This window comes from Ruegeria sp. N11, assembly GCF_056531525.1.
The window spans coordinates 49,795-71,291 of the sequence record NZ_JBQFLX010000026.1 but is presented as its reverse complement, the minus strand read 5'-3'; the positions used below and the strand labels follow the sequence as shown (position 1 = coordinate 71,291).

At 52.0% G+C, this 21,497-nt stretch carries 19 protein-coding genes, 1 tRNA gene and 1 pseudogene; 10 read left to right on the top strand and 11 right to left on the bottom strand.

Annotated elements, in window-relative coordinates; all coding sequences use genetic code 11:
* Nucleotides 1-118: transposase (locus ACR0J8_RS21525; RefSeq protein ID WP_480892214.1), on the bottom strand; the 118-nt coding region annotated here is incomplete at its 3' end.
* Between the two features lie 376 nt (nucleotides 119-494).
* Here ACR0J8_RS21525 and ACR0J8_RS21520 point away from each other — a divergent pair.
* Entirely contained in the window at nucleotides 495-2,339 is a 1,845-nt protein-coding gene (locus ACR0J8_RS21520) for a TPR end-of-group domain-containing protein (protein ID WP_480892211.1), read from the top strand.
* Nucleotides 2,340-2,639: 300 nt separating this feature from the next.
* Nucleotides 2,640-2,789: a hypothetical protein gene (locus ACR0J8_RS21515; RefSeq protein ID WP_480527551.1), complete on the top strand. Its 150-nt coding sequence runs from the start codon at nucleotides 2,640-2,642 to the stop codon at nucleotides 2,787-2,789.
* A 146-nt stretch (nucleotides 2,790-2,935) separates the two neighbouring features.
* Here ACR0J8_RS21515 and ACR0J8_RS21510 read toward each other — a convergent pair whose 3' ends face one another.
* The 3 genes from ACR0J8_RS21510 to ACR0J8_RS21500 form a co-directional block, all read right to left on the bottom strand.
* Nucleotides 2,936-3,772 (bottom strand): amino acid ABC transporter substrate-binding protein, encoded by an 837-nt coding sequence (locus tag ACR0J8_RS21510; protein ID WP_480527549.1) that lies wholly within the window; start codon nucleotides 3,770-3,772, stop codon nucleotides 2,936-2,938.
* A gap of 266 nt (nucleotides 3,773-4,038) precedes the next feature.
* Entirely contained in the window at nucleotides 4,039-4,998 is a 960-nt protein-coding gene (locus ACR0J8_RS21505) for a glutaminase (RefSeq protein ID WP_480892207.1), read from the bottom strand.
* Entirely contained in the window at nucleotides 4,973-6,415 is a 1,443-nt protein-coding gene (locus ACR0J8_RS21500; protein ID WP_480527544.1) for an alanine/glycine:cation symporter family protein, read from the bottom strand. The genes ACR0J8_RS21505 and ACR0J8_RS21500 overlap by 26 nt, the downstream gene beginning before the upstream one ends.
* A gap of 674 nt (nucleotides 6,416-7,089) precedes the next feature.
* Between ACR0J8_RS21500 and ACR0J8_RS21495 the strand changes: the two genes are divergently transcribed.
* Nucleotides 7,090-8,697: a BCCT family transporter gene (locus tag ACR0J8_RS21495; RefSeq protein WP_170617524.1), complete on the top strand. Its 1,608-nt coding sequence runs from the start codon at nucleotides 7,090-7,092 to the stop codon at nucleotides 8,695-8,697.
* Nucleotides 8,698-8,781: 84 nt separating this feature from the next.
* On the opposite strand, the gene ACR0J8_RS21490 is transcribed toward ACR0J8_RS21495, so the two are convergent.
* Together ACR0J8_RS21490 and ACR0J8_RS21485 are read right to left on the bottom strand one after the other, a co-directional pair.
* Nucleotides 8,782-9,195 (bottom strand): universal stress protein, encoded by a 414-nt coding sequence (locus tag ACR0J8_RS21490; protein ID WP_480892204.1) that lies wholly within the window; start codon nucleotides 9,193-9,195, stop codon nucleotides 8,782-8,784.
* Between the two features lie 141 nt (nucleotides 9,196-9,336).
* A pseudogene (locus ACR0J8_RS21485) lies at nucleotides 9,337-9,528 on the bottom strand (integrase core domain-containing protein); the annotation flags it as partial.
* Between the two features lie 57 nt (nucleotides 9,529-9,585).
* Here ACR0J8_RS21485 and ACR0J8_RS21480 point away from each other — a divergent pair.
* Entirely contained in the window at nucleotides 9,586-10,041 is a 456-nt protein-coding gene (locus ACR0J8_RS21480) for a hypothetical protein (RefSeq protein WP_480526811.1), read from the top strand.
* Nucleotides 10,042-10,089: 48 nt separating this feature from the next.
* Here the strand turns inward: ACR0J8_RS21480 and ACR0J8_RS21475 are convergent.
* The 4 genes from ACR0J8_RS21475 to ACR0J8_RS21460 form a co-directional block, all read right to left on the bottom strand.
* A tRNA-Ser gene (locus tag ACR0J8_RS21475) sits at nucleotides 10,090-10,179 on the bottom strand.
* 325 nt (nucleotides 10,180-10,504) lie between these two features.
* Nucleotides 10,505-11,911, bottom strand: a complete 1,407-nt coding sequence (locus ACR0J8_RS21470; RefSeq protein WP_480431037.1) for an AAA family ATPase — start codon at nucleotides 11,909-11,911, stop codon at nucleotides 10,505-10,507.
* Nucleotides 11,912-12,141: 230 nt separating this feature from the next.
* Nucleotides 12,142-12,531 carry a hypothetical protein gene (locus tag ACR0J8_RS21465; RefSeq protein ID WP_170558232.1) on the bottom strand — a complete coding sequence of 130 codons (390 nt, stop codon included), beginning with the start codon at nucleotides 12,529-12,531 and terminating at the stop codon, nucleotides 12,142-12,144.
* 363 nt (nucleotides 12,532-12,894) lie between these two features.
* Nucleotides 12,895-13,920 carry a helix-turn-helix domain-containing protein gene (locus tag ACR0J8_RS21460; RefSeq protein ID WP_480592357.1) on the bottom strand — a complete coding sequence of 342 codons (1,026 nt, stop codon included), beginning with the start codon at nucleotides 13,918-13,920 and terminating at the stop codon, nucleotides 12,895-12,897.
* A 182-nt stretch (nucleotides 13,921-14,102) separates the two neighbouring features.
* Here ACR0J8_RS21460 and ACR0J8_RS21455 point away from each other — a divergent pair, with 182 nt between their 5' ends.
* The 6 genes from ACR0J8_RS21455 to ACR0J8_RS21430 all read left to right on the top strand — a co-directional run bounded on the left by ACR0J8_RS21455 (nucleotide 14,103) and on the right by ACR0J8_RS21430 (nucleotide 20,506).
* Nucleotides 14,103-15,464 (top strand): metal-dependent hydrolase family protein, encoded by a 1,362-nt coding sequence (locus ACR0J8_RS21455; protein WP_480592359.1) that lies wholly within the window; start codon nucleotides 14,103-14,105, stop codon nucleotides 15,462-15,464.
* Between the two features lie 69 nt (nucleotides 15,465-15,533).
* Nucleotides 15,534-16,925: a metal-dependent hydrolase family protein gene (locus ACR0J8_RS21450; protein WP_480592361.1), complete on the top strand. Its 1,392-nt coding sequence runs from the start codon at nucleotides 15,534-15,536 to the stop codon at nucleotides 16,923-16,925.
* A 64-nt stretch (nucleotides 16,926-16,989) separates the two neighbouring features.
* Complete coding sequence (locus ACR0J8_RS21445) at nucleotides 16,990-17,388, top strand: hypothetical protein (RefSeq protein ID WP_170425652.1); 399 nt, start codon at nucleotides 16,990-16,992, stop codon at nucleotides 17,386-17,388.
* A gap of 24 nt (nucleotides 17,389-17,412) precedes the next feature.
* On the top strand, nucleotides 17,413-18,258 hold the full coding sequence (locus ACR0J8_RS21440) for an efflux RND transporter periplasmic adaptor subunit (RefSeq protein ID WP_480592363.1): 846 nt from the start codon (nucleotides 17,413-17,415) through the stop codon (nucleotides 18,256-18,258).
* Nucleotides 18,259-18,317: 59 nt separating this feature from the next.
* Nucleotides 18,318-19,070, top strand: a complete 753-nt coding sequence (locus ACR0J8_RS21435; protein WP_480892199.1) for a DUF3299 domain-containing protein — start codon at nucleotides 18,318-18,320, stop codon at nucleotides 19,068-19,070.
* A 131-nt stretch (nucleotides 19,071-19,201) separates the two neighbouring features.
* Nucleotides 19,202-20,506, top strand: a complete 1,305-nt coding sequence (locus ACR0J8_RS21430; protein ID WP_480592367.1) for a mechanosensitive ion channel family protein — start codon at nucleotides 19,202-19,204, stop codon at nucleotides 20,504-20,506.
* A gap of 178 nt (nucleotides 20,507-20,684) precedes the next feature.
* Here ACR0J8_RS21430 and ACR0J8_RS21425 read toward each other — a convergent pair whose 3' ends face one another.
* Nucleotides 20,685-21,473: a nuclear transport factor 2 family protein gene (locus ACR0J8_RS21425; protein ID WP_480592369.1), complete on the bottom strand. Its 789-nt coding sequence runs from the start codon at nucleotides 21,471-21,473 to the stop codon at nucleotides 20,685-20,687.
* Nucleotides 21,474-21,497: the final 24 nt, after the last annotated feature.

Below are 21,497 nucleotides of genomic sequence, written 5' to 3'. Positions count from 1 at the left end.
CGACGGATGGCCGGCCGGTATGGCTATAGAAGTCGGTGAGATGGGTACGGATGCCACCAAGATCGACGAACCGATCAATCGAACGCAACAGGTGATCTTGAGGGGCTTGGTCCTCCAGCGCGAACTAATTTAACAGCGCCGCTTGAGCTTCCTGCCTTGGTCCCATCATGACTGATCCTCTCACTGCGTTGGCAGGATTGCATCAGCAACGTATAACTCAATAAAGACAAAGTTTTTCAACAAAATATGCCCAAAGCGGACACTTGAATGCGGCAGAAATTACTCGAGTGCGGTTGTAGTGTACCTCATCTCTATCTCTGTGGAGAGGTTTCAAGCCAGCGATGACGAGCAAGGTTAGCCTGTATTGAACAAGCCACGGTCGATGGAACTGCCGTGTTTGAAACGCAATGTAGGATTAAACTGAACCAAATTTTGAGTGCTGTTCATCATCATATCGGTGATATGCTCGAGACAATCGGAGTTGACAAGTGCCAATGGAAAGACGCCTAGCCGCCATTCTTGCCGCAGACGTAGTCGGCTACAGCCGTTTGATGGGCGCAAACGAGGTTGCCACTTTGGCAGAGATGCAAGCAATTCTCGCCGAAGTTTTCGATGAAGCAATCGACCAAGCTGGCGGACGCATTGTTAAGCTTATGGGGGATGGAGTTCTTGCGGAGTTTGCAAGTGTTGTTAGCGCTTTAGAATCCGCGCTTGTCATTCAAGAGGCAATTGCCGAACGAAACGTCGGCGTTCCCGAAGATCGACAGATCCACTTTCGTATCGGCATTAACATGGGCGACGTGCTCTTTGAGGGCGGCGATGTATTCGGCGAAGGAGTCAATATCGCGGCCCGCATTGAGGCGCTGGCTCAACCAGGCGGCATCGCTGTTTCGGGAGTGGTTCGCGATCAGGTGGGCAACAAGCTTGGCATCACTTTCGATGACGCAGGCGAACAACTGCTAAAAAACATCGATGGCGCCGTTCCAGTTTTTCACGTTCGATCTCAAACCGGCGATATGCAGCCTGCATTAGCAAACGCCTCCAGTCATCCCAGAATCGCGGTTCTTCCTTTTGAGAACATGAGTGGTGACCCTGAGCAGGAGTATTTTGCTGATGGTATCGCTGAAGACTTAATCACTGATCTTTCAAAGCTTTCAGGCCTCTTTGTGGTTGGTCGAAACTCAGCTTTTGCTTACAAAGGCCGACCAACTAAACTACAGGATGTCGCCCGAGACCTAGGCGTACGCAACATTCTTGAAGGCAGTGTTCGAAAATCGGGCAACCGCCTACGCATCACAGCTCAATTGATCGACGGTGTAACTGGCGGGCATCTCTGGGCAGAACGCTATGACCGGGATCTGTCTAACATCTTCGCACTTCAGGACGAAATAACCAATAAAATCATTGATCAGTTGCAGGTTAGGCTTTTTGACTCTGATATCGCCGAAAAGGCGCACACGGAAAGTGTAGACGCCTACACTCTTTACCTTAAGGGGCGACGCTACTTTCACATGCGTGCCAGAAACTATCTTGAAAAGGCGCGCACGCTTTTCCTTGAAGCAGTGCAGCAAGATCCTGACTACGCCCGCGCTTACGTGGGGTTGGCTGAATGCGAAGCAAGGCTTAACGATTGGCATGGCACAGATTTTCCGTCAGAAGACATTGTCAGCATGGCTCAACGTGCCATCAATCTCGATCCTAACTTGGCAGAAGCGCATGCCTCCCTTGGACTGGCATTGCAGATTGTCGGGAAGAATGAAGCCGCGGTTGTGGCTTATCGCAGGGCGCTGTCGCTTGATCCGCTTTGTTATGATGCGCATCATAACTTTGCTCGTTATCACCGAGGGCAACTGGATCATAAGCAAAGCGCCTATCATTTTACACGCGCTCTTGAAATCAAGCCGGACGATTATCGGTCGCCACTCCTACTTGTTGCCGACCTCGTCGAACTCGGACGTCTGGATGAACGTGACCTTTACCTTGAGATGGGCCTTAAGCGGGCTACAGAGGCGGTAGAAAGCAATCCTGATAACCCTGATCCACTCGAATTGTCGGCGTCCGTTTTGGCCAGCTTGGGAAGGTATGATGAGGCACGCGCGTGGCTGAGCCGAGCTCTTGCCATGGAAACCCACAGCTATTCGACCGACGGTTATAATGTGGCCTGCGTTTATGCATTAATCGGTGAAACTGATAAAGCCTTGGAGTGTCTTGAGAAGGTATATCCGAGCCTTGGCCCCGTTCAACGGGATTGGATGCGAAATGATCCAGACTTCCAGTCTCTTCGCAATCATCCCCAGTTCCAATTCTTGTTAAACGCCGCACCAAAAACGGACGCTTAGTGGGAGCAATATAGTGCCGCTTTGTCCGCAACGCGGTCACTAATATTTTGATCCGCTGTTTCAGATGCGAGCGATTGGTTATTGCGAAGGCAGAGGCCTTAAGTTTCTCAGGTTGCTGATGCCTTTTGTGGGCGGGCTGGATGGAGACTTTGCTATGTCCAGTATTCAGCTTCCTATAGTCCGACCGACCCGTCCGCCCTGGAAAAAGGGTCGAACTTTTTTGCCAGAAACGTCACCAGCAGCCAACACAGGTCTGGGCAATTCGTGCCCGTCTCGAGCTCTGGCAACCAACGCAACCTCATGCTGTTCAACCTCGCGATCGACAGCAAACTTCGCGGATTCGATCTTGTACGGTTGAAAGTGGCCGATCTCGTCGTTGCCGGGGCAGTCCAAAACCGAGTTTCGGTCATCCAGAGCAAGAAAGGCAAGCCAGTTAAGTTCGAGGTGTGAGAGCACGCGACGATCGGTTCATAAGGGGGTCATGTCGCCCGCCATGCTAGGTCGTAGGTTCCTCTTTCCGAGCAGGCTTGCGGGCAAACCGGCCTCCATTGCAATGGCCAATTAAATCGCAACAAACATGTTCCACGTGATGCGTTTCAAGGATTAGTAGGCGCAATAACATACAGAGCTTTTAAAGCTTCGCTGGGCTCGATCCCTGGCAACGCGGTGCGAAAAATCTCTTCCATGGTGCCCCGGGCATACATTTCGGACAGAATAGTATCAACGATCAGTCGAAAGTCATCATCGCCCCTCGCGATGGCTAACCCTTGCTTTTCTATCGTCAGTATTTCTTGGGATAACTTGAATTTACCTTTCAGTCCCGCAGCAATGTAGTTGACTAGCAAAATCGACTGATCTGCAAAATACGCATCGATTTTACCGTCTCGGAGCGCCTTGATTCCGTCTGGATGTGAAGCAAACCGAACCATCCTGGCGTCGATGCCTGCGGCATCAAATGTATTCTGTACGGAGGCTTCAGTTGTTGTGCTGCTTCTCATGCCAACCTTTTTCCCCGCGAGTGCGCTCATGGTGCCCTCAGCCTCGATTGGTAACAATATGGAAGTACCATCAACGAAGGTAGGGATTGAGAAATCAACGATTTCGCGACGAGAAAGCGTGATAGTCGCTGCCCCGCAAAGTATATCTATCTCTCCGGAGGCAACTTTGTCGAAACGATCCTTGGAGTCGACCGGAATGAACCGAACATTTAAGTCCTTTAGATCCAGTTTCTTCGCAACAGCCTGCGCTACTTGATCGCAAATTAATGGTGACAGACCAAACGGCCGACCTTGGTCGTTAACGTAAGACAATGGAGCAGCATCTGTTCGAAATCCAAATCGGATTTCGTTATTATTTGTTATTCTTTCGATTGTCTGTGCAACTGCGCCGGTTGTGAATAGAACCGAAACAATAAGTACTGAAAGCAAGCGCATGGGTTTTCCTTCTTTAGCCGGGGCTCGTTTTGAAACTTGCCTGCCCTAAGTTACGCAATACCGCCACCTACAAATCCAAGCAGCACAAATGTGACCTATTTCGTTCCTAGGCGAGCGCTGTGTAACCACCTTGCAGAATTTCGCTGCGAAAAGAACGTGGCAGAACTGAACTTGGAAATTGGGAGACAGGCTTCGCTCCCATAGTTTACTTTGTCGGTCATCGAAGCAAAACTCAAATCATTTGAATCCAGTTCGCCCAACTCCGGTTACGCACTTGGTCCGAAGATAGACCACCCTGTCGCGCGGACCAACTCTTGAAATGCGATGGTTGCCAATTGAGAATTGCCCTTTGGATCGAGCCCGGGGCTCCAGGCGACTACAGATGCGATACCAGGTACAATGCACAAGATGCCGCCGCCTACGCCGCTTTTCGCTGGAAGGCCAACACGGAAGGCGAACTCGCCCGATGCATCGTATGATCCACACATCATCATCAGTGCAGTAACTCTTCTTGCTCGTTGCGCGGACAATACTGCAGAACCGTTGGCCGGATTTTGACCCGCTGCGGCAAGAAATCGACCTGCCAAAGCCAGCTGTTCACAAGACATGGCGATGCTACACTGTCGAAAGTACAGAGACAGAACATCCTCTACCGGCGCCTTAAGATTCCCTTCCGCCTGCATAAAATGGGCAAGCGCACGGTTTCTGGATCCAGTTCGCATCTCAGAGTCCGCAACTGACGCATCGACCTCAATCGAGTCGTCCTCTGAAAGCTCTCGGCACAACTTCAATAGATCGTTGATCGCCTCGTCAGAAGAGCGGTCTTCGAGCAGAACATCGGCCACTACGATCGCACCGGGGTTGATAAACGGGTTCCTTGGGATTCCGCGCTCGTGTTCTAGCTGAACGATGGAATTGAATGGATCGCCGGATGGTTCCCGGCCAACTCTTTGCCACAAAGTGGCGCCAACCCGTTGCAGCGCCACTGTAAGCGAGAACACCTTTGAGATGCTCTGAATCGAAAAGAGTTTGCCAGCATCTCCAGCGGACACTAACGCACCGTTGACGGGTGCAACGGCAATACCGAATTGGTTCAGATCGACTGTGGCGAGTTCTGGAATATACTGCGCAACTTTCCCCCTCTCGGACATGCCGGCGATGCGATCTGCGATATCGTCCAAGACTTCCTGAAGGCTTTCGCTATCGGTGGTTTTGAGTATCGGCATGGATCTCCTCCGTCCAGACAGTGTGATCCACGCCCTTAATAAGCTCGGGAAATTTGCTTGCTACAAAGCGGGGTTCAAGGTTCTGTCGGCGTTGCGAAAAATAATCCACGGTTAATTTGTACACGGTGCCAGACAGGAGCACTATTGCCACTAAATTGATGGTTGCCATAATTCCCATGGCCGCATCCGCGAAATTGAACACTGTGGCAACAGCTTGCACAGCGCCCCAGACAACCATTGCGAGACAGCCCAATCGCAGGACGTAAATTGGCAGCTTCCCTTCCAATTTTAGGAACGTCATCGCGTTTTCGGCATATGAGTAATTACCCAGGATGGATGTGAAACCAAAAAAGACGATAGCAACCGCGATAAAGTGGCGGCCGATTTCGCCAAGATGGACCGCCGCCGCGTCTTGAGTAAGTCGCATTCCGGTAGGCCCATCAATTTCGATTGCGCCTGATAGAAGTATTAGCAATGCAGTGGCCGTTGCGACCAAAATCGTATCCACGAAACACCCAAATGCCTGAACGAATCCTTGGCTGGAAGGGTGGTGGGGATCAGGTGTGGCAACCGCTGCAATATTTGGTGCTGAGCCCATGCCCGCTTCGTTTGAGAATAGCCCCCGTTTGATGCCGTTTAGTGCAGCAGCCATGACACCTCCTGTCACGCCTCCGGCAGCTTCCTGAAGGCCAAATGCCCCGGCAACAATCGACCACAACATAGCGGGTACTTCGGAAATGTTCAGGACTACGACAACACAGGCAAGCAAGAGGTAGAGACCCGCCATAAGCGGTACGACAATCTCTGCAAACTTTGCGATGGTTCTTATTCCACCGAATATTACTACCGCTGCGGCTGCAGCAAGCGCTATGCCAACGACCAACTTGTTCAACCCGAACGCGCCCTCGAAAGCCTCGGCAATCGAGTTGGATTGGACGGCGACAAAAACCAAACCAAAGCTGACTATCAGGCAGATCGAGAAAATGACACCAGCCCAAGGCGCATTCAAGGCGTTGGCCATGTAGAACGCGGGACCTCCTCTGAACCTTCCGTTGGACGATGTGACTTTATAGAGTTGGGCCAAAGTACTTTCAGAATAAGCCGTGGCCATTCCAACCAATGCCACGATCCACATCCAAAAGATGGCGCCTGGACCTCCCAAGGTCAGGGCCACGGCTACGCCAGCCAGGTTACCAGTACCGACACGTGAAGCCAGGCTCACTGTCAGGGCTTGAAAAGGAGTAATACCTCTTTTGTCCGTGCTCTTTGCAGAAGTGAGCACGCGCACCATTTCCCCAAAATGGAGAAACTGAAGTGCGCCAAGACGAATTGTAAAAAAGATACCGGTCGCAAGAAGTCCGTAAATCAATACGTAGTTCCAAAGAACCGTGTTTATGCCGTTAACCAGTATTTCCATTGTGCGCCTCTTGAGAATTCAAACACTTCCCGGAAGGCAAAAACAGTGTGCCTGTTTTTCATCATGCACGAAGATGCGACAGTTGTCAGGAATATGCTGCGCAGTCTCCCGGCGGTTGGCGCGCGGATCATTGAAGTTGAGCCACAAACTTATGACGACGTAGCCAGTGGTTAGTCCGCCTGGCAGTCGCTCACACCAAGTGCAGCGAACGGGCGCTTTGAGCCCAAATCAGACGTCATAGGACACCAGATTGGATTGTACTACCGGCCCCAAAGCGTAAGCAATAAAAACGCGTCAATTCTGCCCACTCGACGGTTGCGCTACCCGAGGAAGCTGAGCCAACTGCGAGTTCCCCGATGCTTTTAGACAGGGGTGAAATTGACCTAACGGGTCTGCGATTTAGCCAAGGTGGCTACGACAGACCTCAGAACACAGAGGCATTAAGTCGTGTGGGTTGTGGTGCTCTCGGCACTAACTGTGTTGCTACGCGGCAAAGTTACCCTATTGAATTGTTTACCTATCGAAGCTGATTTGACTGTTTTTTGTTTCGTGACTTTGCTGTCCTGGGACTTGATGCGCCGTTTCCTGTTGTGGCTCCCTCCAACTCAGTGTTGGACAGATCGTCGCATGCCGTGCAACGATAAACCTTATGAAACAGCGCTATGGGAGGCAAAATGTCAGATTCAAGTCCCAAAAAGATGCTCGACCCGGACCCACGTGTCTGGGACTTCGAGACTGAGTATGAACTCGGACAAGACAACATCAGGCCGCTCGGGTTGGATATTCACAACCCCGTCTTCATTGTCTCTGGTTTGCTGATCCTGGGTTTCGTGATCGTGGCTTTGGCCAATCAGGAAGCTGCCGCTGCATTCTTCGGCTGGCTCCGGCCATGGCTGACCAGTACCTTTGACTGGTTTCTGGTGTTGTCGGTAAATGCGATCACGTTGTTCTGCCTGGCGCTTATTGTCCTGCCTGTCGGAAAAGTCAGAATTGGCGGAAAGGATGCGAAACCCGACTACTCATATGCGGGTTGGATCGCAATGATGTTTGCGGCAGGGATCGGGATCGGCCTCCTGTTCTTTGGTGTTTTGGAGCCAGTGTATTACAACTTTTCGGAAGACGGGAATGCACGGCCCCTGAACATCGACATTAGTCAACCGGGCAATGAGTATATTGGCGTCGTCGGGACAATACATCACTGGGGTCTCGAAGGCTGGGCTGTATATGCTGCAGTGGGATTGGCGCTTGCGATATTCGCTTACAACCTGAACCTGCCACTCACGCTCCGGTCGGCTTTTTTTCCGCTGCTTGGAGAACGTGTCTGGGGCTTTTGGGGACATCTCATTGACACGCTGGCGGTCTTTGCGACACTTTTCGGCCTTACGACGTCCTTGGGCCTGGGTGCTCAACAAGTTGCTGCAGGTCTGAATGAGGTGTTTGGCATCTCACCGTCCCCGACGCTGACCGTTATCATTATCGTTGCCATCACGCTTATCGCTCTTGGCTCCGTCCTCTTGGGCATGGACGCGGGCGTAAAAAGACTGTCTGAGATAAATATGATAATGGCCGTCGGGCTCTTTATTTTTGTGATCGCTATGACCGGAATTTCTGCCGCAATCGCGCGCTACGTTTCAGTCATGGTAGACTATGTCACATTGCTGCCCGCACTCTCCAATCCGTTCGGGCGGGAAGATACGAGCTTTTTCCACGGCTGGACAACATTCTATTGGGCGTGGTGGATTGCTTGGTCGCCTTTCGTCGGCATGTTCATTGCACGGATTTCCCGGGGTCGCACCGTGCGTGAGTTTGTACTCTGTGCCCTGATTGCACCAACAGCTGTTTGTGCGTTGTGGATGTCCACTTTCGGAGGTGCGGCCATCGACATGCTGAATTCCGGTGGTGCTGAAGGAGTCAAAGCCACTGTGATCGACAGTTATGCTCCAGAGGGCGCTTTGTTCGGTTTCCTCAAGGAACTGCCGCTGTACAACATCATTGCGCCGATCTCGCTGGTGTTGATTGTGATCTTCTTTGTCACCTCGTCCGACTCCGGTTCACTGGTGATCGATACAATCACCGCAGGTGGCAAGTTGGATGCGCCTGTCGTTCAGCGCGTATGGTGGTGTACTCTTGAAGGCCTTGTCGCTATTGCACTGCTCCTGGGCGGTGGGTTGAACGCCCTTCAGGGAGCCGCCGTGTCTATGGGGATTCCGTTTACACTGGTGATACTCATCATGTGCTACTGCCTGTGGTTGGCCTTGCGATCTGAATACAAGAAGCTCTGAGAAACAGTCGAGAGCAGTTGTGGCTTCCCATTGAGATAGGGGAGCCACTACATCAAACTGCGGTACTTCGCCATTTTGGAACGGCTAGTTACGTACAACAAAAACAGAGCACCTAGCGTGCGTAACGACATGACTGGCGGTTGTACCCAACAGATAGTCTTGGATTTTTGGATTGGCCGCCTCCATTACGATCATGTCGACGTCGCGTTCATCCGCGAGTTTCACGATCTGGCGATGCACCGCTCCGGTCCGGACAGTGGTTTCAAGTTCGACGCCTTCTGCTGGGTGATCTTCAACAAACTTCTTCAGTTGCTCGCTCCAATATCCAACAGAGTCGCGAATGTTCAAGTTTCGCTCCATTTCTGGCGCAACTGTCACCACGAGAAGCCGCGCTTCTCGGCGTTTAGCCATTGCGATTGCTTCTTCGTAGGCGCTGTAATCCAGCCTCACGTGACGAAGATTTATCGGGCATAGGATTAAATTCGTATCAAGTGGCATCTTCACCGTCCCGTCTCACGCTTTCAATCAGTAAGTGTTAGACAATGACTTTGCTAGGTGGACCGTCAAGAGTGACCGCCTCCAATGCACAGCAGCCGCTTTGTCCGTGATCAGCCCCACTTGTGTGGTCCAATTTGATTGTTAGTGCATGATTGGCCTTTGGTCCATCTGAACCATGGTTTCCGGGGCCGGTGGTTTATATCCCAGAGCACTGTGCGGGCGTTTAGTGTTGTAGTGTTTCCTCCATTCTTCGATCAATATCTGCGCTTCTTTTAGGCTGTAGAAGACTTCTCCATTCAGGAACTCATCTCTGAACCGCGCATTGAAACTTTCATCTATTGGCTATGAGTCCTGACCCTAGAAGCGCCTCAACAACTTCTGGCGGCTGGTGTGAACACGCTGTTCCCGCTGCCGCCATTAAGCGCGGCAGATTCTCATCAAAAGTTCTCTTTAACAATACATCGCTCGGAATATAGTCAAAACCATGCGCTTCTGAGATCTGTTTGGCTGCTTGGTACTTCTCGTATGCCAGAGCTTCCTCGCCCAATGCCAAGAATTGCCACTCCGCTCTTTTTGTTCTTCGAGCTCAAAAGCTTTGCGCTTAGCCACACTCAAATCCGCTGTTCGAAGTGCCTGCCTGATCTGCTTTACTGGCTGCCCACTCTTGCCCAGTACTTTGCCAAAGAGATGCTTTGGGACATTCATTACGAAATAATAGCGGCCTCGATCCAATGTGACGCCCATAGCAGTGCACTCCTTCAAATTCCGCATTTATGCGGGATTCTATGCGGGATTTCATGCGGGAAACACTGGCAGGCGCTGGTTAGAGAAACCTTACGCACTTGAAAATGATGCGTTTTTTCCGGAAGAATGCCCATGACATGAGCGGTTTAATGGCGGAGACGAAGGGATTCGAACCCTCGAGACGGTTTCCCGCCTACTCCCTTAGCAGGGGAGCGCCTTCGACCACTCGGCCACGTCTCCGTCGACGCGTATACAACCCTATTCACCATGCCCACAAGGCTAAAAACGATGGGAGATTGAATTTTGTGGGAATGCCGCAGAAAGTGCAAACCAAGCAGAACAAAGCGTGATTGCGCGCACGTAAGAGGCAAGATTTTGGCAACAAATATTCAAGTTTTGTTCTTCGCTTCTGTCTACGCAGCCATATTCCACTGACCAGCATGTCCAGCGGTCAATCAGGTCTCCTTCTCTGTTGGTTGTTCGTAGATGACCCGCACAGGATATCTCAGACTGTTCCTTATTTACCCCATCTGCGACGGATGTGTGTCGACACACTTTCTGCCTTTTAGACCGAGGCAATTAGAGTCTGAGATCTGTCAATCAAATTTCTCAAAAGTTCTGAAAGAACGCGGATAGATTGATGTTCGGGCCATGTGTTCAACAACCAGTCATGGTCATCCAGAGTCATCCCAAACATGCGCGCGTCAATCCCCAGTTCCTGCGCATAGTCAGCTTTCAGGCTTTGAATGATACTAGGAACCTGTTCAATGCTGGGACCGTCGACACGAACGACCAGACAACGGCTCACCAATGGTCGAGGAAGCTTGCTCAAGTCGTTTGCTGTGAACAGCCAACAGATGTGGGACGCATTCACGTTTGTGGCCAGAAAGCGTTCGTAGAACGTCTGAGCTTCTGTATTTTCGAGGAGCCCGAGAAGTTCTGCCCAAACACTTCCATTGTGGCTTGGCAACGCTTTGTCCAACTCGTCGATCATGATGAGCGGGTTGAGCGCTCCTGCACTGCAAACCGCCTTTGTAATGACACTGGGCATTGCAGTTGACCAGCCGGCGCTTACACCAAAAATGTTTGCGTCAGCATGACCCGCAACGCTTCTGATAGTCACGTCAATATTCAAGGCCTCTGCGATCTCACGGCACAATCTGGTTTTTCCAACGCCGGGTTCGCCGGCGAGGATGATAGGCCGCATTTGCAACCGATCATTTCCAAACTGCCAGTGCCGATAGAGCTGATCATACACCAAGCCAATTGCTGCTTCGGCGTTGGGAAACCGAGTCTTCAAGCTTGTGAGGTTTTCCAAGTTTTGCCTAGTCAGGATGTAGAAATGTTTGGGACGAAAGGCATCCAGCACTCCACCTTCTTTAGCTGCTCTCTCGATGGTTTTGGGCAGTTCTGAGAGGGGTTGCAGCGCATACCTAGCTTCCTGTTTCCTCCGTTTCTTTGCAGCCCTCTCAAGACCTCTCAGATGCAGTTTCTCCGCTGCGATCATGAGGGCCTCTTCGTCATTCTTTGGCGAGCGGTCTGTGATGGCCGATTGAAGCACCGAAATCGGGAGAAATTTCAAGCAAGCCTTCCCCGCATTCCGGAAAGCTTCGACATCATTGAATGCTGCAATCCAGTTTGCCATGTACTTCGAACCAGGCTCGCTCCGAAAACTTGCCCATTCGTCGTGATACTTGGCGGATTCCTCGAAAGCCCAGGGTGCTTCTTTGCGAGCGGACTTGAGGCAAGCCGCTTGCAGTTCCCAAAGCTCGGAACTAGCCAGAATGGCGCTCTTTAACTCTGCAAGATCATTGAATTCTAGGGCTGAAAGCCAATTCAAAAGTTGGCTCTTTGCAAGGTTTCCAGCATTTGCCCATTCGTCTAGGGTCTCGCTCACGACCGGGCAGATTTCGTTTGCTTGCGTGTCGTTGGATGAGGGTTTGGCGGGTGGCTTTTTGTCGGTAAATCGCATTCTAATCTCGTCAAGGCAAAGTTTATTGGCTTGAGAGAGCGGCTAAATTCAGCGGTATATGACTTGTCGGAATGTGGAACAGTCGCCAAGCATTCAACAGCTTCTCTCAAGAGGGCAGATGTGAGAGAGCCCGTATAACGCTGGAGGAGGGGCCAAGAATGCTGTTCATAGATTAAATCTAATCTTCCTTGCCGGCATTCTCAATACAGCCTGGAAGAAATACGTAACATTCATGTATTTAGGAGCTCTGACAGTAGATCTCTTTGCTGCCGTATCCCGAAGATTACGTTCAGGACATCCTGCCGGGCATCACATGGCGCCGAGTGGAAGTAAGCCCAGTTTTTGCACTCTATAGCGGATAAATGGTCCACTTTTGCCTTCATCCTGGATCTCACCGAACTTTCGTGACAGCATCCCACATGATGGGCGTTTGGTGATGAGTGACACTCAAAGGGCTGTGCCCTGAATGCCAGCCAGTCGGCAAACGTTCTCGGATCAATTTGCCAGTGTCCCAGGTCATTTTTGTAGGCGCGAACGGAACCCCTCTTGATCGCCTTCAATATCGGGTTCTTGGTTGTTCCACTTTCTAGCTTGGCTTCTGTCATCGTCAGGTAGGTCATCTGCTTCTCCTTTTAATTGTCCTTGGAAATAATCAGGAAAATGAGCGGGAGAACGCATAGAGCAATAGGGTCGATGGGCCAAACGTGTTAGTTTCCGGCGACGAAGTTGCAAGAACTGACGGCCCTTAGCTGACTTTGGTGCGAAATCCGTCTAACGACTGCTCCCAGCCCAAACCGGACATTCAACCCAAGACTTTGCAATTCTAGCTTTTAGCATGAAGCGGGCATGAGTGAATGGTGTCGCAAGCGCTCGACCAGATTTTCACAACGTGCGCGCAATTTGGGATATATTCGGCCAGTGTTCTCATCCTTTACCCGAAGAAACGACGGCGAGCAGCATGCGACCGCACTGGCGCCGGTTTTTCAGCCCAGTTCTTTTACCGCTTTCTTAAAATCCGAAGGCGACATTCCGGACCATTTTCGGAAGGCCCTCGAAAACGCTGTGGAGTCCGCGTAACCAAGCCGCAGTGCGGTCTCACCAACGGACTTCCCTGCCGGACCCAGCAGCTTCTTTGCTTCTTCCAGTTTGACGCCAGATATGACCTGAGAGGCTGATTGCCCGTAGGGAGCAAGCCGATTGTTCAATGTCTCCCGGTGGAAACCGCATAGGCGTGCCAGTTCGTCTACACCAAATCCCGGCTCGCCAAGGTGAGTTCGGATCAGGCTCTGAAGCCCGGCCAGGAAATCTTGCGGTGCCGCAAGGTCAGGGTCAGTGACAGGAAGGTCCGATGGGTTTTCCAATATTTCCGGGATCAATTGATGGCTCAGCCAGGGTGAAGGAAACCGGATAGAAAAACCCTTTGGGCTACACTTGATGGCTTGAACACCATGAAAGTGCCTAGGTAGCACGTCAGGTTCGCTGACCCGTAAAATGATCTGGCTCGGGTCCCACCTGAAATCCAGAACCCGGTGCAGCAATGATACCCAGATGCTCGCCAGAAATGCATCGGTCTGTCCGGGCGAAACCGAAATGTTGAAGTTCCGCTTGGCACTGAAATAAGCGTGCTCGCCTTCAACAAGCAGCGATTGTGTGACCGCGTTGGATTCTTTCGAGACGGCTTGAGTGTAGCGCGTAAAGAAGTCGCCCAACGTCAACGCCTCGGCCAACATGTCACCAAGAGGCAGAAACCGAACAAGGTCGATTGATTGACCAACTTGCGCGCAGAAGTCCGGTGAAGTTGCGTCAGCAGCGGCTTGATGGATTTTATAAATCGTCTCATGTGGAAGGAAATTCTGGCGATCCATCACCTGAACTTCGCTCACGCCAAGAGGGTCCAGAACGAAGGCTGGTTCAACACCGGCGCCACGCAAAGCAGCGACCACCGGTGCAGCAACCGATGCCCGAACCAGCGGCAACGCCTTCTTTTTGTTTTGGTCAAATGCGTCCATGTCGCCCTCAAATATCATGAAGTTAACGACAGATAGACAGAAAACACACAAAAAGGTGCGAAAAGCTTGCAGAATGCAAAATCAATTTGGCGAAGCCCGTCATACTGTCAGGCAATATTCGGCGATCACTCTAAAATCACATTCAGAAATATACATCTGTGATTCGCATTTGGAGGACCTCGATGACGCCGAAACTCAAACGCATGGTGGCCACGACAGCCTTTTCTGCAAGCCTGGTAATCGCGGGCCAAGGATTTGCGCAGGAAGAGAGCTTTCCGATCCTATTTACCAACGTGCACGTGTTTAACGGTGTCGATGAACAGCGACTTGAGAACGCAAACGTTCTGGTCGTGGACAACCTGATCGCAGACGTATCAGCGGAACCACTGGCCGTCGCCAATGCCCAGATCATTGACGGTGGTGGTCGAACCCTGATGCCGGGCCTGATCGACGCACATGTGCATATGACAGTCACGGAACCCGTGGCCGATCTGCGCGATAACTTCGACTGGATGTACTGGGGTGCTGTATCAACAATTGAAGCTGAAAAAATGCTTATGCGAGGGTTCACAACAGTGCGGGATGCGGGCGGCCCGGCAATTGGCCTACAAAAAGCGATTGATCGGGGTAAGGCCGTTGGCCCGCGTATCTACGCTTCTGGGCCTGTGATCTCGCAAACCTCGGGGCATGGAGAGCATCGCGTCTACACCGAACCCCATCCCAACTTCATGGGGGCGCAACCATCCTTCTTTAACCAACACTTGGAATTCCTGGCCGATGGCGTGCCGGAAACGCTGCGCGCGACACGCGAAGCCCTGCGCCTTGGCGCTGTCCAGATCAAGGTGATGGCTGGCGGTGGGGTATCCTCTCAGGTTGATCCGTTACACACCGTTCAGGGTCTGCCGGAGGAGCTTGAGGCGTCTGTCCGGGCCGCTGCCGATTGGGGAACCTATGTCATGGTTCACGCCTATACAGACGAATCCATCGTGCGCTCGATTGAGGCAGGTGTGATCAGCATTGAACATGGACAACTGATGACCGAAGTCGGGGCTCAAGCGATCAAAGACGCGGATGCCTGGATTGTTCCGTTCTATTCTCTTCTGGGGATCGACGAGCAAACCATTGTTACTGCACTTGGGCCTGGGTCCGCCGAAAAGTTCCTCAGCGTGCAAGCGGGTGCGCGAAATCAGATGCAGTTGATCAAAGATTTCGGGATCGAGAACGTGGCGTTCTCCACGGACATTATCGGCGATCCCGTCGCGCTGACCAAGCAGAATGACGAGTTCAAATACAGGCTGGAGGCGTGGACTTCCTACGAAATCCTGCAACAGGCCACGTCAAAATCGGCGGCACTTCTGGCACTGTCAGGAAAACTCAACCCCTACACAGCAGGCCCGCTGGGCGTGATCGAACAAGGCGCATACGCCGATCTGCTGCTTGTGGAAGGGAACCCGGTCGAGGACGCCGAGATTCTGGTCGACTACACCAACAACATCGATCTGATCATGAAAGATGGCGTGATCTACAAGAATACACTCAATTGAGTGTCGCGCGGGGTGAATTTACCTCGGCATCCCGCGCCCCTTTAGTTTGACAAATGGGAGTACTGACACGTGAAAACACTGGCCTCACTGACAGCAATCGCTGGATTTTTTTCCTTGGCAGCAAGCGGCGCGTTGGCACAGGACGCGCTCCCGCAAACTTTGTTCACCAACGTGCATATCTTTGACGGAATTAGTGAAGAGCGGATCGAAAACGCAAATGTTCTGGTTGAAGGCAATCTCATAAAGACAGTCTCGACCGACGGTATTGATGCGCCCGACGCAACGCTTGTTGACGGGGGTGGTCGCACGCTGATGCCGGGCTTGATTGACAGTCACGTGCATCTCTACGCTACAGGGCTCGTGCAATCCTTCTCAGGCCTTCAGGCCGCCAAGTGGGATCAGATCGGTGCCACCGCGGCTGAAAATGCCCGCGACTATCTCTACGATGGTTATACCACGGTGCGGGATACTGGCGGAATGGGATCAGGTCTGCGCGAACTGATCGACAAGGGGATCGTCGACGGGCCACGTATCTATGCGTCAGGTGCGGCCATCGGCCCAACTTCTGGGCATGGTGACTGGCGAAACCCCGAGCAGCGAACCTTCAACATGGGTTCGGACGACGTCGCCAATACGTTCAACCTGTCCTATATTGCTGATGGTGCCGAGGAAATCCGGAAAGCATCGCGGCTTAACTTCGCGCACGGGGCGAGTTTCCTGAAACTGATGGCCGGTGGCGGTGTGTCATCCGAGCTCGATCCGCTTTGGTCCGTTGCCTACAACGTTGATGAGATTGCGACAGCGGTTGAGGCTGCGTCCTTCTTTGATACCTATGTGACAGTCCACGCCTATACGGACGAAACAGTCACAATGGCTCTGGACGCAGGCGTCAAGTCGCTGGAGCACGCTCAGATGGTGAGTGAAGAGACCGTGCAGCGCATTGCGGATGAAGGTATCTTCTGGGCCCTGAATGTGGCTGGAATGGATCCAGCGCTGCTTGATCACCCCAATTTCTCGATGCCGACGGTGAAACCAAAACTGGAAGAATATCTGGTCGGGTCAGAAAACGTCATTGAGTACATCAAGAAGTACAAGCCCAAGATCGTGCATAACGTCGACACCGTGCTGTCCACCATTGGGTTTGGCCGCGCGCACCGGGACTTTGAAAAGTACTACTTCGCTGAATTGCTGGGTAACCACGCCTTCCTGGTTGCAGCGACCTCGACTGGCGGTGAACTCGCCCAACTGACAGGACGGCGAAACCCTTATCCCAACAAACTGGGCGTGATCGAAGAAGGGGCCTATGCAGACATCCTGATTGTCGATGGAAATCCGCTGGAGGACCTGTCGGTTCTTGGAGCAAATCCGAAGTGGTTTGATGCACCCGCGCGTGATCGAGGGTTCGAGACCATTCGTGTGATCATGAAAGACGGTGTCTTCTACAAGAATACACTCGAATGAGCGGAGTATGCAGGAAATTGACACCTGCGTCTTGCGCCGTCGATCCTGAACAGGGGAGCGATCAATGAATAAGGCAATCGCAGTAACTCTTTGCGCAGTTGGGATTGGTGTTTCCGGAGCAGCGGCGGAGGAGTCTCATAGCCGATACTACCTGGGGATCGGGGAACCAAACCCCGATGCCTGGCAAATCATGATCGACAATCCGACCGACCGGGAAAAGGACATGGGCGCTGCCCTCGCCGCAATAGGCGGTGAGATGATCAGCTATTTCTGGGGACTGGCCGATGGCAAGAACTACATCACCGTCCGCTTCCCGGACGATCCGGGCATGGTGCAGGCCATGTATATTTCGCGTCTAAGCCAGGGGGTTCTGAAAGACTACACCTTCATCGAACTGATGACGAGCGCGGACATGGTCGAAGCCCTGAAGCGAGTGCCGGAATTTTCAACTCCGGTCGAATGATGTTGGGAAACAAAGGAACAATAAATGAATATCGCCCTTCTTGTTCTTTTTGCGCTTGCTACCTTTTCGTCAGCACGCGCCCCACTCGCGCAGGAAAACGGCGCAACAGACGTCCCGCAAACAATACACTTTGAAGGCTTTGTACAGCCCAGTCGCGAAGCAGAACTGTCGCCTTTGGTGGACAATGTGGTCACCCGAATTGCGTTTCACGCCGGACAATATGTTCAGAAGGGCGACCTGCTGTTCGAGTTTGGAAAAAAAGGACCCTTCATTGAATTGCGCCTGAACGAAACAGCTCTCAAGAATGCGAAAGCCCAACTCAGGCTCGCGGATGCGGACTTGGGGCGGAAAACGGAACTTTATCTGAAAGACCTGATACCGGAAGCAGAGTTGCAACTTGCCCAGGTGAACCGCGATCTTGCTGAAATCGCATCGGAGCGGGCGGGCCTCGCTTATGAAGGGGCACAGCTCGCCTATAGCTTCACCGAGTTACATGCGCCTTTTTCGGGGATTATCAGCCAACCGCATGTCAGGCAGTACCAGTATCTGAGTACGGAAAGACGGGGGGACGAAACGCTGGCGATACTATCGGATATCGACCCGGTCTACGTTGTCGTCAAAGTGCCCTACGAGGAATTCACCAAACGGCGTCAGGTATTTGAGACAGATGCAGAAGCATTTGAGGGGCTCAGTCTGTCTTTGCAGATGCCAGACGGACAATTGTACCCCTATGAGGGTCATTACTTTGGTGGGGCATTCAAAGTTAATCCCAAAACGCAGCTGATGGATGTATGGGCCGAGTTCCCGAATCCAGAGTTGCTGCTTCGCCCAGGGGCAAAAGTCACCGTCATTTCGAGTCTGAGGAACTGAATGATGACCCGCCGGTGGCGTGGTGTGCTGTCCTGCCTAGAATTGAGGAGCATATGACAATGCGTTTTTCATTTGCAGTAATCACCGCGTGCTTATTAGCATTGCCGGCTCATTCAGAAGTTACACGTATCGAGTGGCCAGACCTGATCGATGAATCCGCTCAAGACTACGAAGATCCTTTCGTCGAATTGACTGGCAAACAGCTTAGCGCGCTTCGCAAATTGGTCCGGTTGCGCGCGCAGCTAGAGAAAGGCGGGCCGACGCCAGAACAACTGAACCAGATTAAAGTGGATATCGAGGCGACTGAAACAACCCTTGCTGAGGAAGGCGTTGAAGCGGACTGGTTGATTTCCCAACGCTGGGTTGTGATGGAAAGACGTGAGAAGGCCGGCACGGCCGCCAATGTCGACATCGATGGCGTGACCGTTTCATTGGGCGGATTTGTGATCCCGGCACCCCCCAACGAAGATGGTTCCCAAATGGCATATATCGTGCCGGAACGTGGAATGTGCAGCCACGTACCGCCTCCGCCACCAAACCAGATGGTACGTTTGCGCTTGAGTGATTCCTGGGCACCATCGACAATCTACGAACCCATCGTTGTAACTGGTCAAATCAGGATCGACCCGACGCAGAAGGAAATGCTGGTTGTTGATGGTCCTGTCCTGATGAAGGCTGCGTTTACTTTAGAGGTCGATGACGTGCAGACTTTTGGACCAATCCAGACTTCCGAAGAGGCTGCGACCAATAGGGAACGTGTGTTGATGGGAAGGATCAAGGCGACTGGCGGGGCTTCCAGAGACGATGATTAACGCAATCCTCGCTGGATTTGCTGTCAGGTGCCGGGTGTCTGCGGTCGACCACTGCAAAAATCCAGTCCACCCGAAATTGTGAAACAGGGCGCACTTCGGGTGGCCACGAAATTCATCCACGGAGCATTCAAATGAACCGGAACCCGCGAAATCGGATCATGCATGTTTGCCTTTGCGCGTTGCTGTTTATCTTTCCATTCAATGCGTTTGGCCAGGAAACGGATGAAGTATCCGTTGCTGAAACTGAGTTTTTCGCCTTGGCAGTTGATGAGAACACGAGCGTTGATGAACTCGAAATACTGGTCGTGCCATTGACCGCCGAAGAATTGTCCGATGCATCAGCTGCTTGGCAGACTCATGTTCGCAATCAGGCCGAAGAATTTGCCCAGATAAATCTGAACTTGCAGAAAGCAAATAAGGAAAACGAAGACAAACTGAGATTAGAACTGTCAGCTTTTGTCGCGACCTCAAATGCGACGCTCGAAAAATATAGGACTGTTATCGAGGCTTGGTCAAAAAAAGGAGCAGCCCCTGAGGATCTCAAACCCCATCTTGATTACCTTTCGGCGCTTCAAACCAGTGCGATAACGTCGGTTGATTTCACGACGCTGGTGCAGAGTGTCTTCGCATGGCTGGTCGCATTCGACGGAGGGATGCGAATTGTCCTTGGGGTATTGGGCGTTCTGGTTGCTGTCTGGATGATGATGTTTGTTGCCCGCTTCGTGCGCAGGATGGCACAGCGCGGTCTTGATAGAGTTCCGACACTGTCTCGAATGTTAAAGAGGTTTCTGGCCACCGCAGTTTTTTGGGCGGTTTTTGTGTTGGGTATCCTGATTGTCCTGGCCTTGTTCGGCGTGAACGTAACACCGTTATTCGCGGTATTCGGCGGCTTGTCGTTCATTTTGGGTTTCGCGTTGCAGGAAACTCTGGGCAACCTTGCAAGCGGTCTGATGATCATGGTCCTCAAGCCCTTCGATACCGGCGATTATATCGAAGTCGGCGGATCATCCGGGTTTGTGGATGAGATGTCCGTTGTTTCCACAAAGATCCGTACATTCGACAATCAGATCATCGTTGTTCCAAACAGCAAAATCTGGGGGGACGTGATTACCAATGTAAGCGCCTCAGACGAGCGGCGTGTCGATCTCGTGTTTGGCATTGCATATTCTGACAATGCCGCTCATGCCATTGCCGTTTTGAAGGAACTGGTCAAAAACCACGATCTTTGCCTCAGCTCGCCAAAAGCCGAGGTATTTGTTGGAGAATTGGGGGACAACTCGGTCAACATATTCTGCCGTCCGTGGTCTAAATCCGATGACTATTGGACGGTCTACTGGGACCTAACCGGGCAAGCAAAGGAACGTTTTGATCAGGAAGGCATATCCATTCCGTTCCCGCAACGCGATGTTCACCTGATACCAACCGAAGGGGTTTAATCTTCAAGACGTTAGCAATCTGGATTCTGCAAATTTTGTGCACCTGCGGTGTCGCGCTGGGTCAATCAAATAGCACTGTTCAAACATCGAGGAAGAGGACCCAAGGCGATCACCCACTCAACGCGCAAAAGTGCGTAGCTTTGGCGACTTGCATGTGTAGGGCCGGCTTTCTAGCCGATTAGAATTTGCCAGAGTTGTTCCACGTCTCTTTCGGGCCAATCTGTTCCTGAACATCCCAATGTTCGACGATCTTTCCACTCTTGAGCCGGAACAAGTCAAAGACGGCCCAGTCGTCCTCGTCTTGTTTTACATGGCTAAAAGCAACCACAAAATTTCCTTGGCCGAGTAGTCGGTGAACTTTGACGTATTGCACGGTTTTTCCGCTACTTGTCACCTCTCCAAGATGCTTGAAAAGAGCTTCCAATCCGTCGGCTATTTCTGGGTTGTGCTGATCGTATTGCTCGGTCGATATGTAGTCATTCACAAGATCGGTGCGCCCTGCCATCAGGACCTTGTCGATGAACCCTTGCACCACGGTCTTGTTGGCCTCGGTGAAATCGAGATCTTCGATTTCGGTTGGGCCATCCACCATGCTGCGGCCTGAGACGGTTGGCCATTTATACGCGGCAATCACATCCCAATGCTCGACGATTTTACCTTCTTCGTCAGTATCAAAGATATCGGCCGTCACCCACTGCGCTTCACCACCGTTGAGGCTTTGATACACATGCACGAAGACGAAGTTTCCATCCTCGATAGTCCGCAGAACCTGGATATCGCGCACTGGATTCCGCTCAAGAAAAGGCGTGAAGAACTCAATGAAACCTTCTTTACCGTCGCGTACACCCGTTGAGTGTTGCGTGTAGCGATCCCCGGTATATTTATCGAGCGCTTCGACCATTTTGCCGTCACGAATGCCTTCCAGATAAAGGCCCTTGGCATTTGCCACGCGGATACTGTCAGTCACAACATGCACTCCTGTGTCATAGAC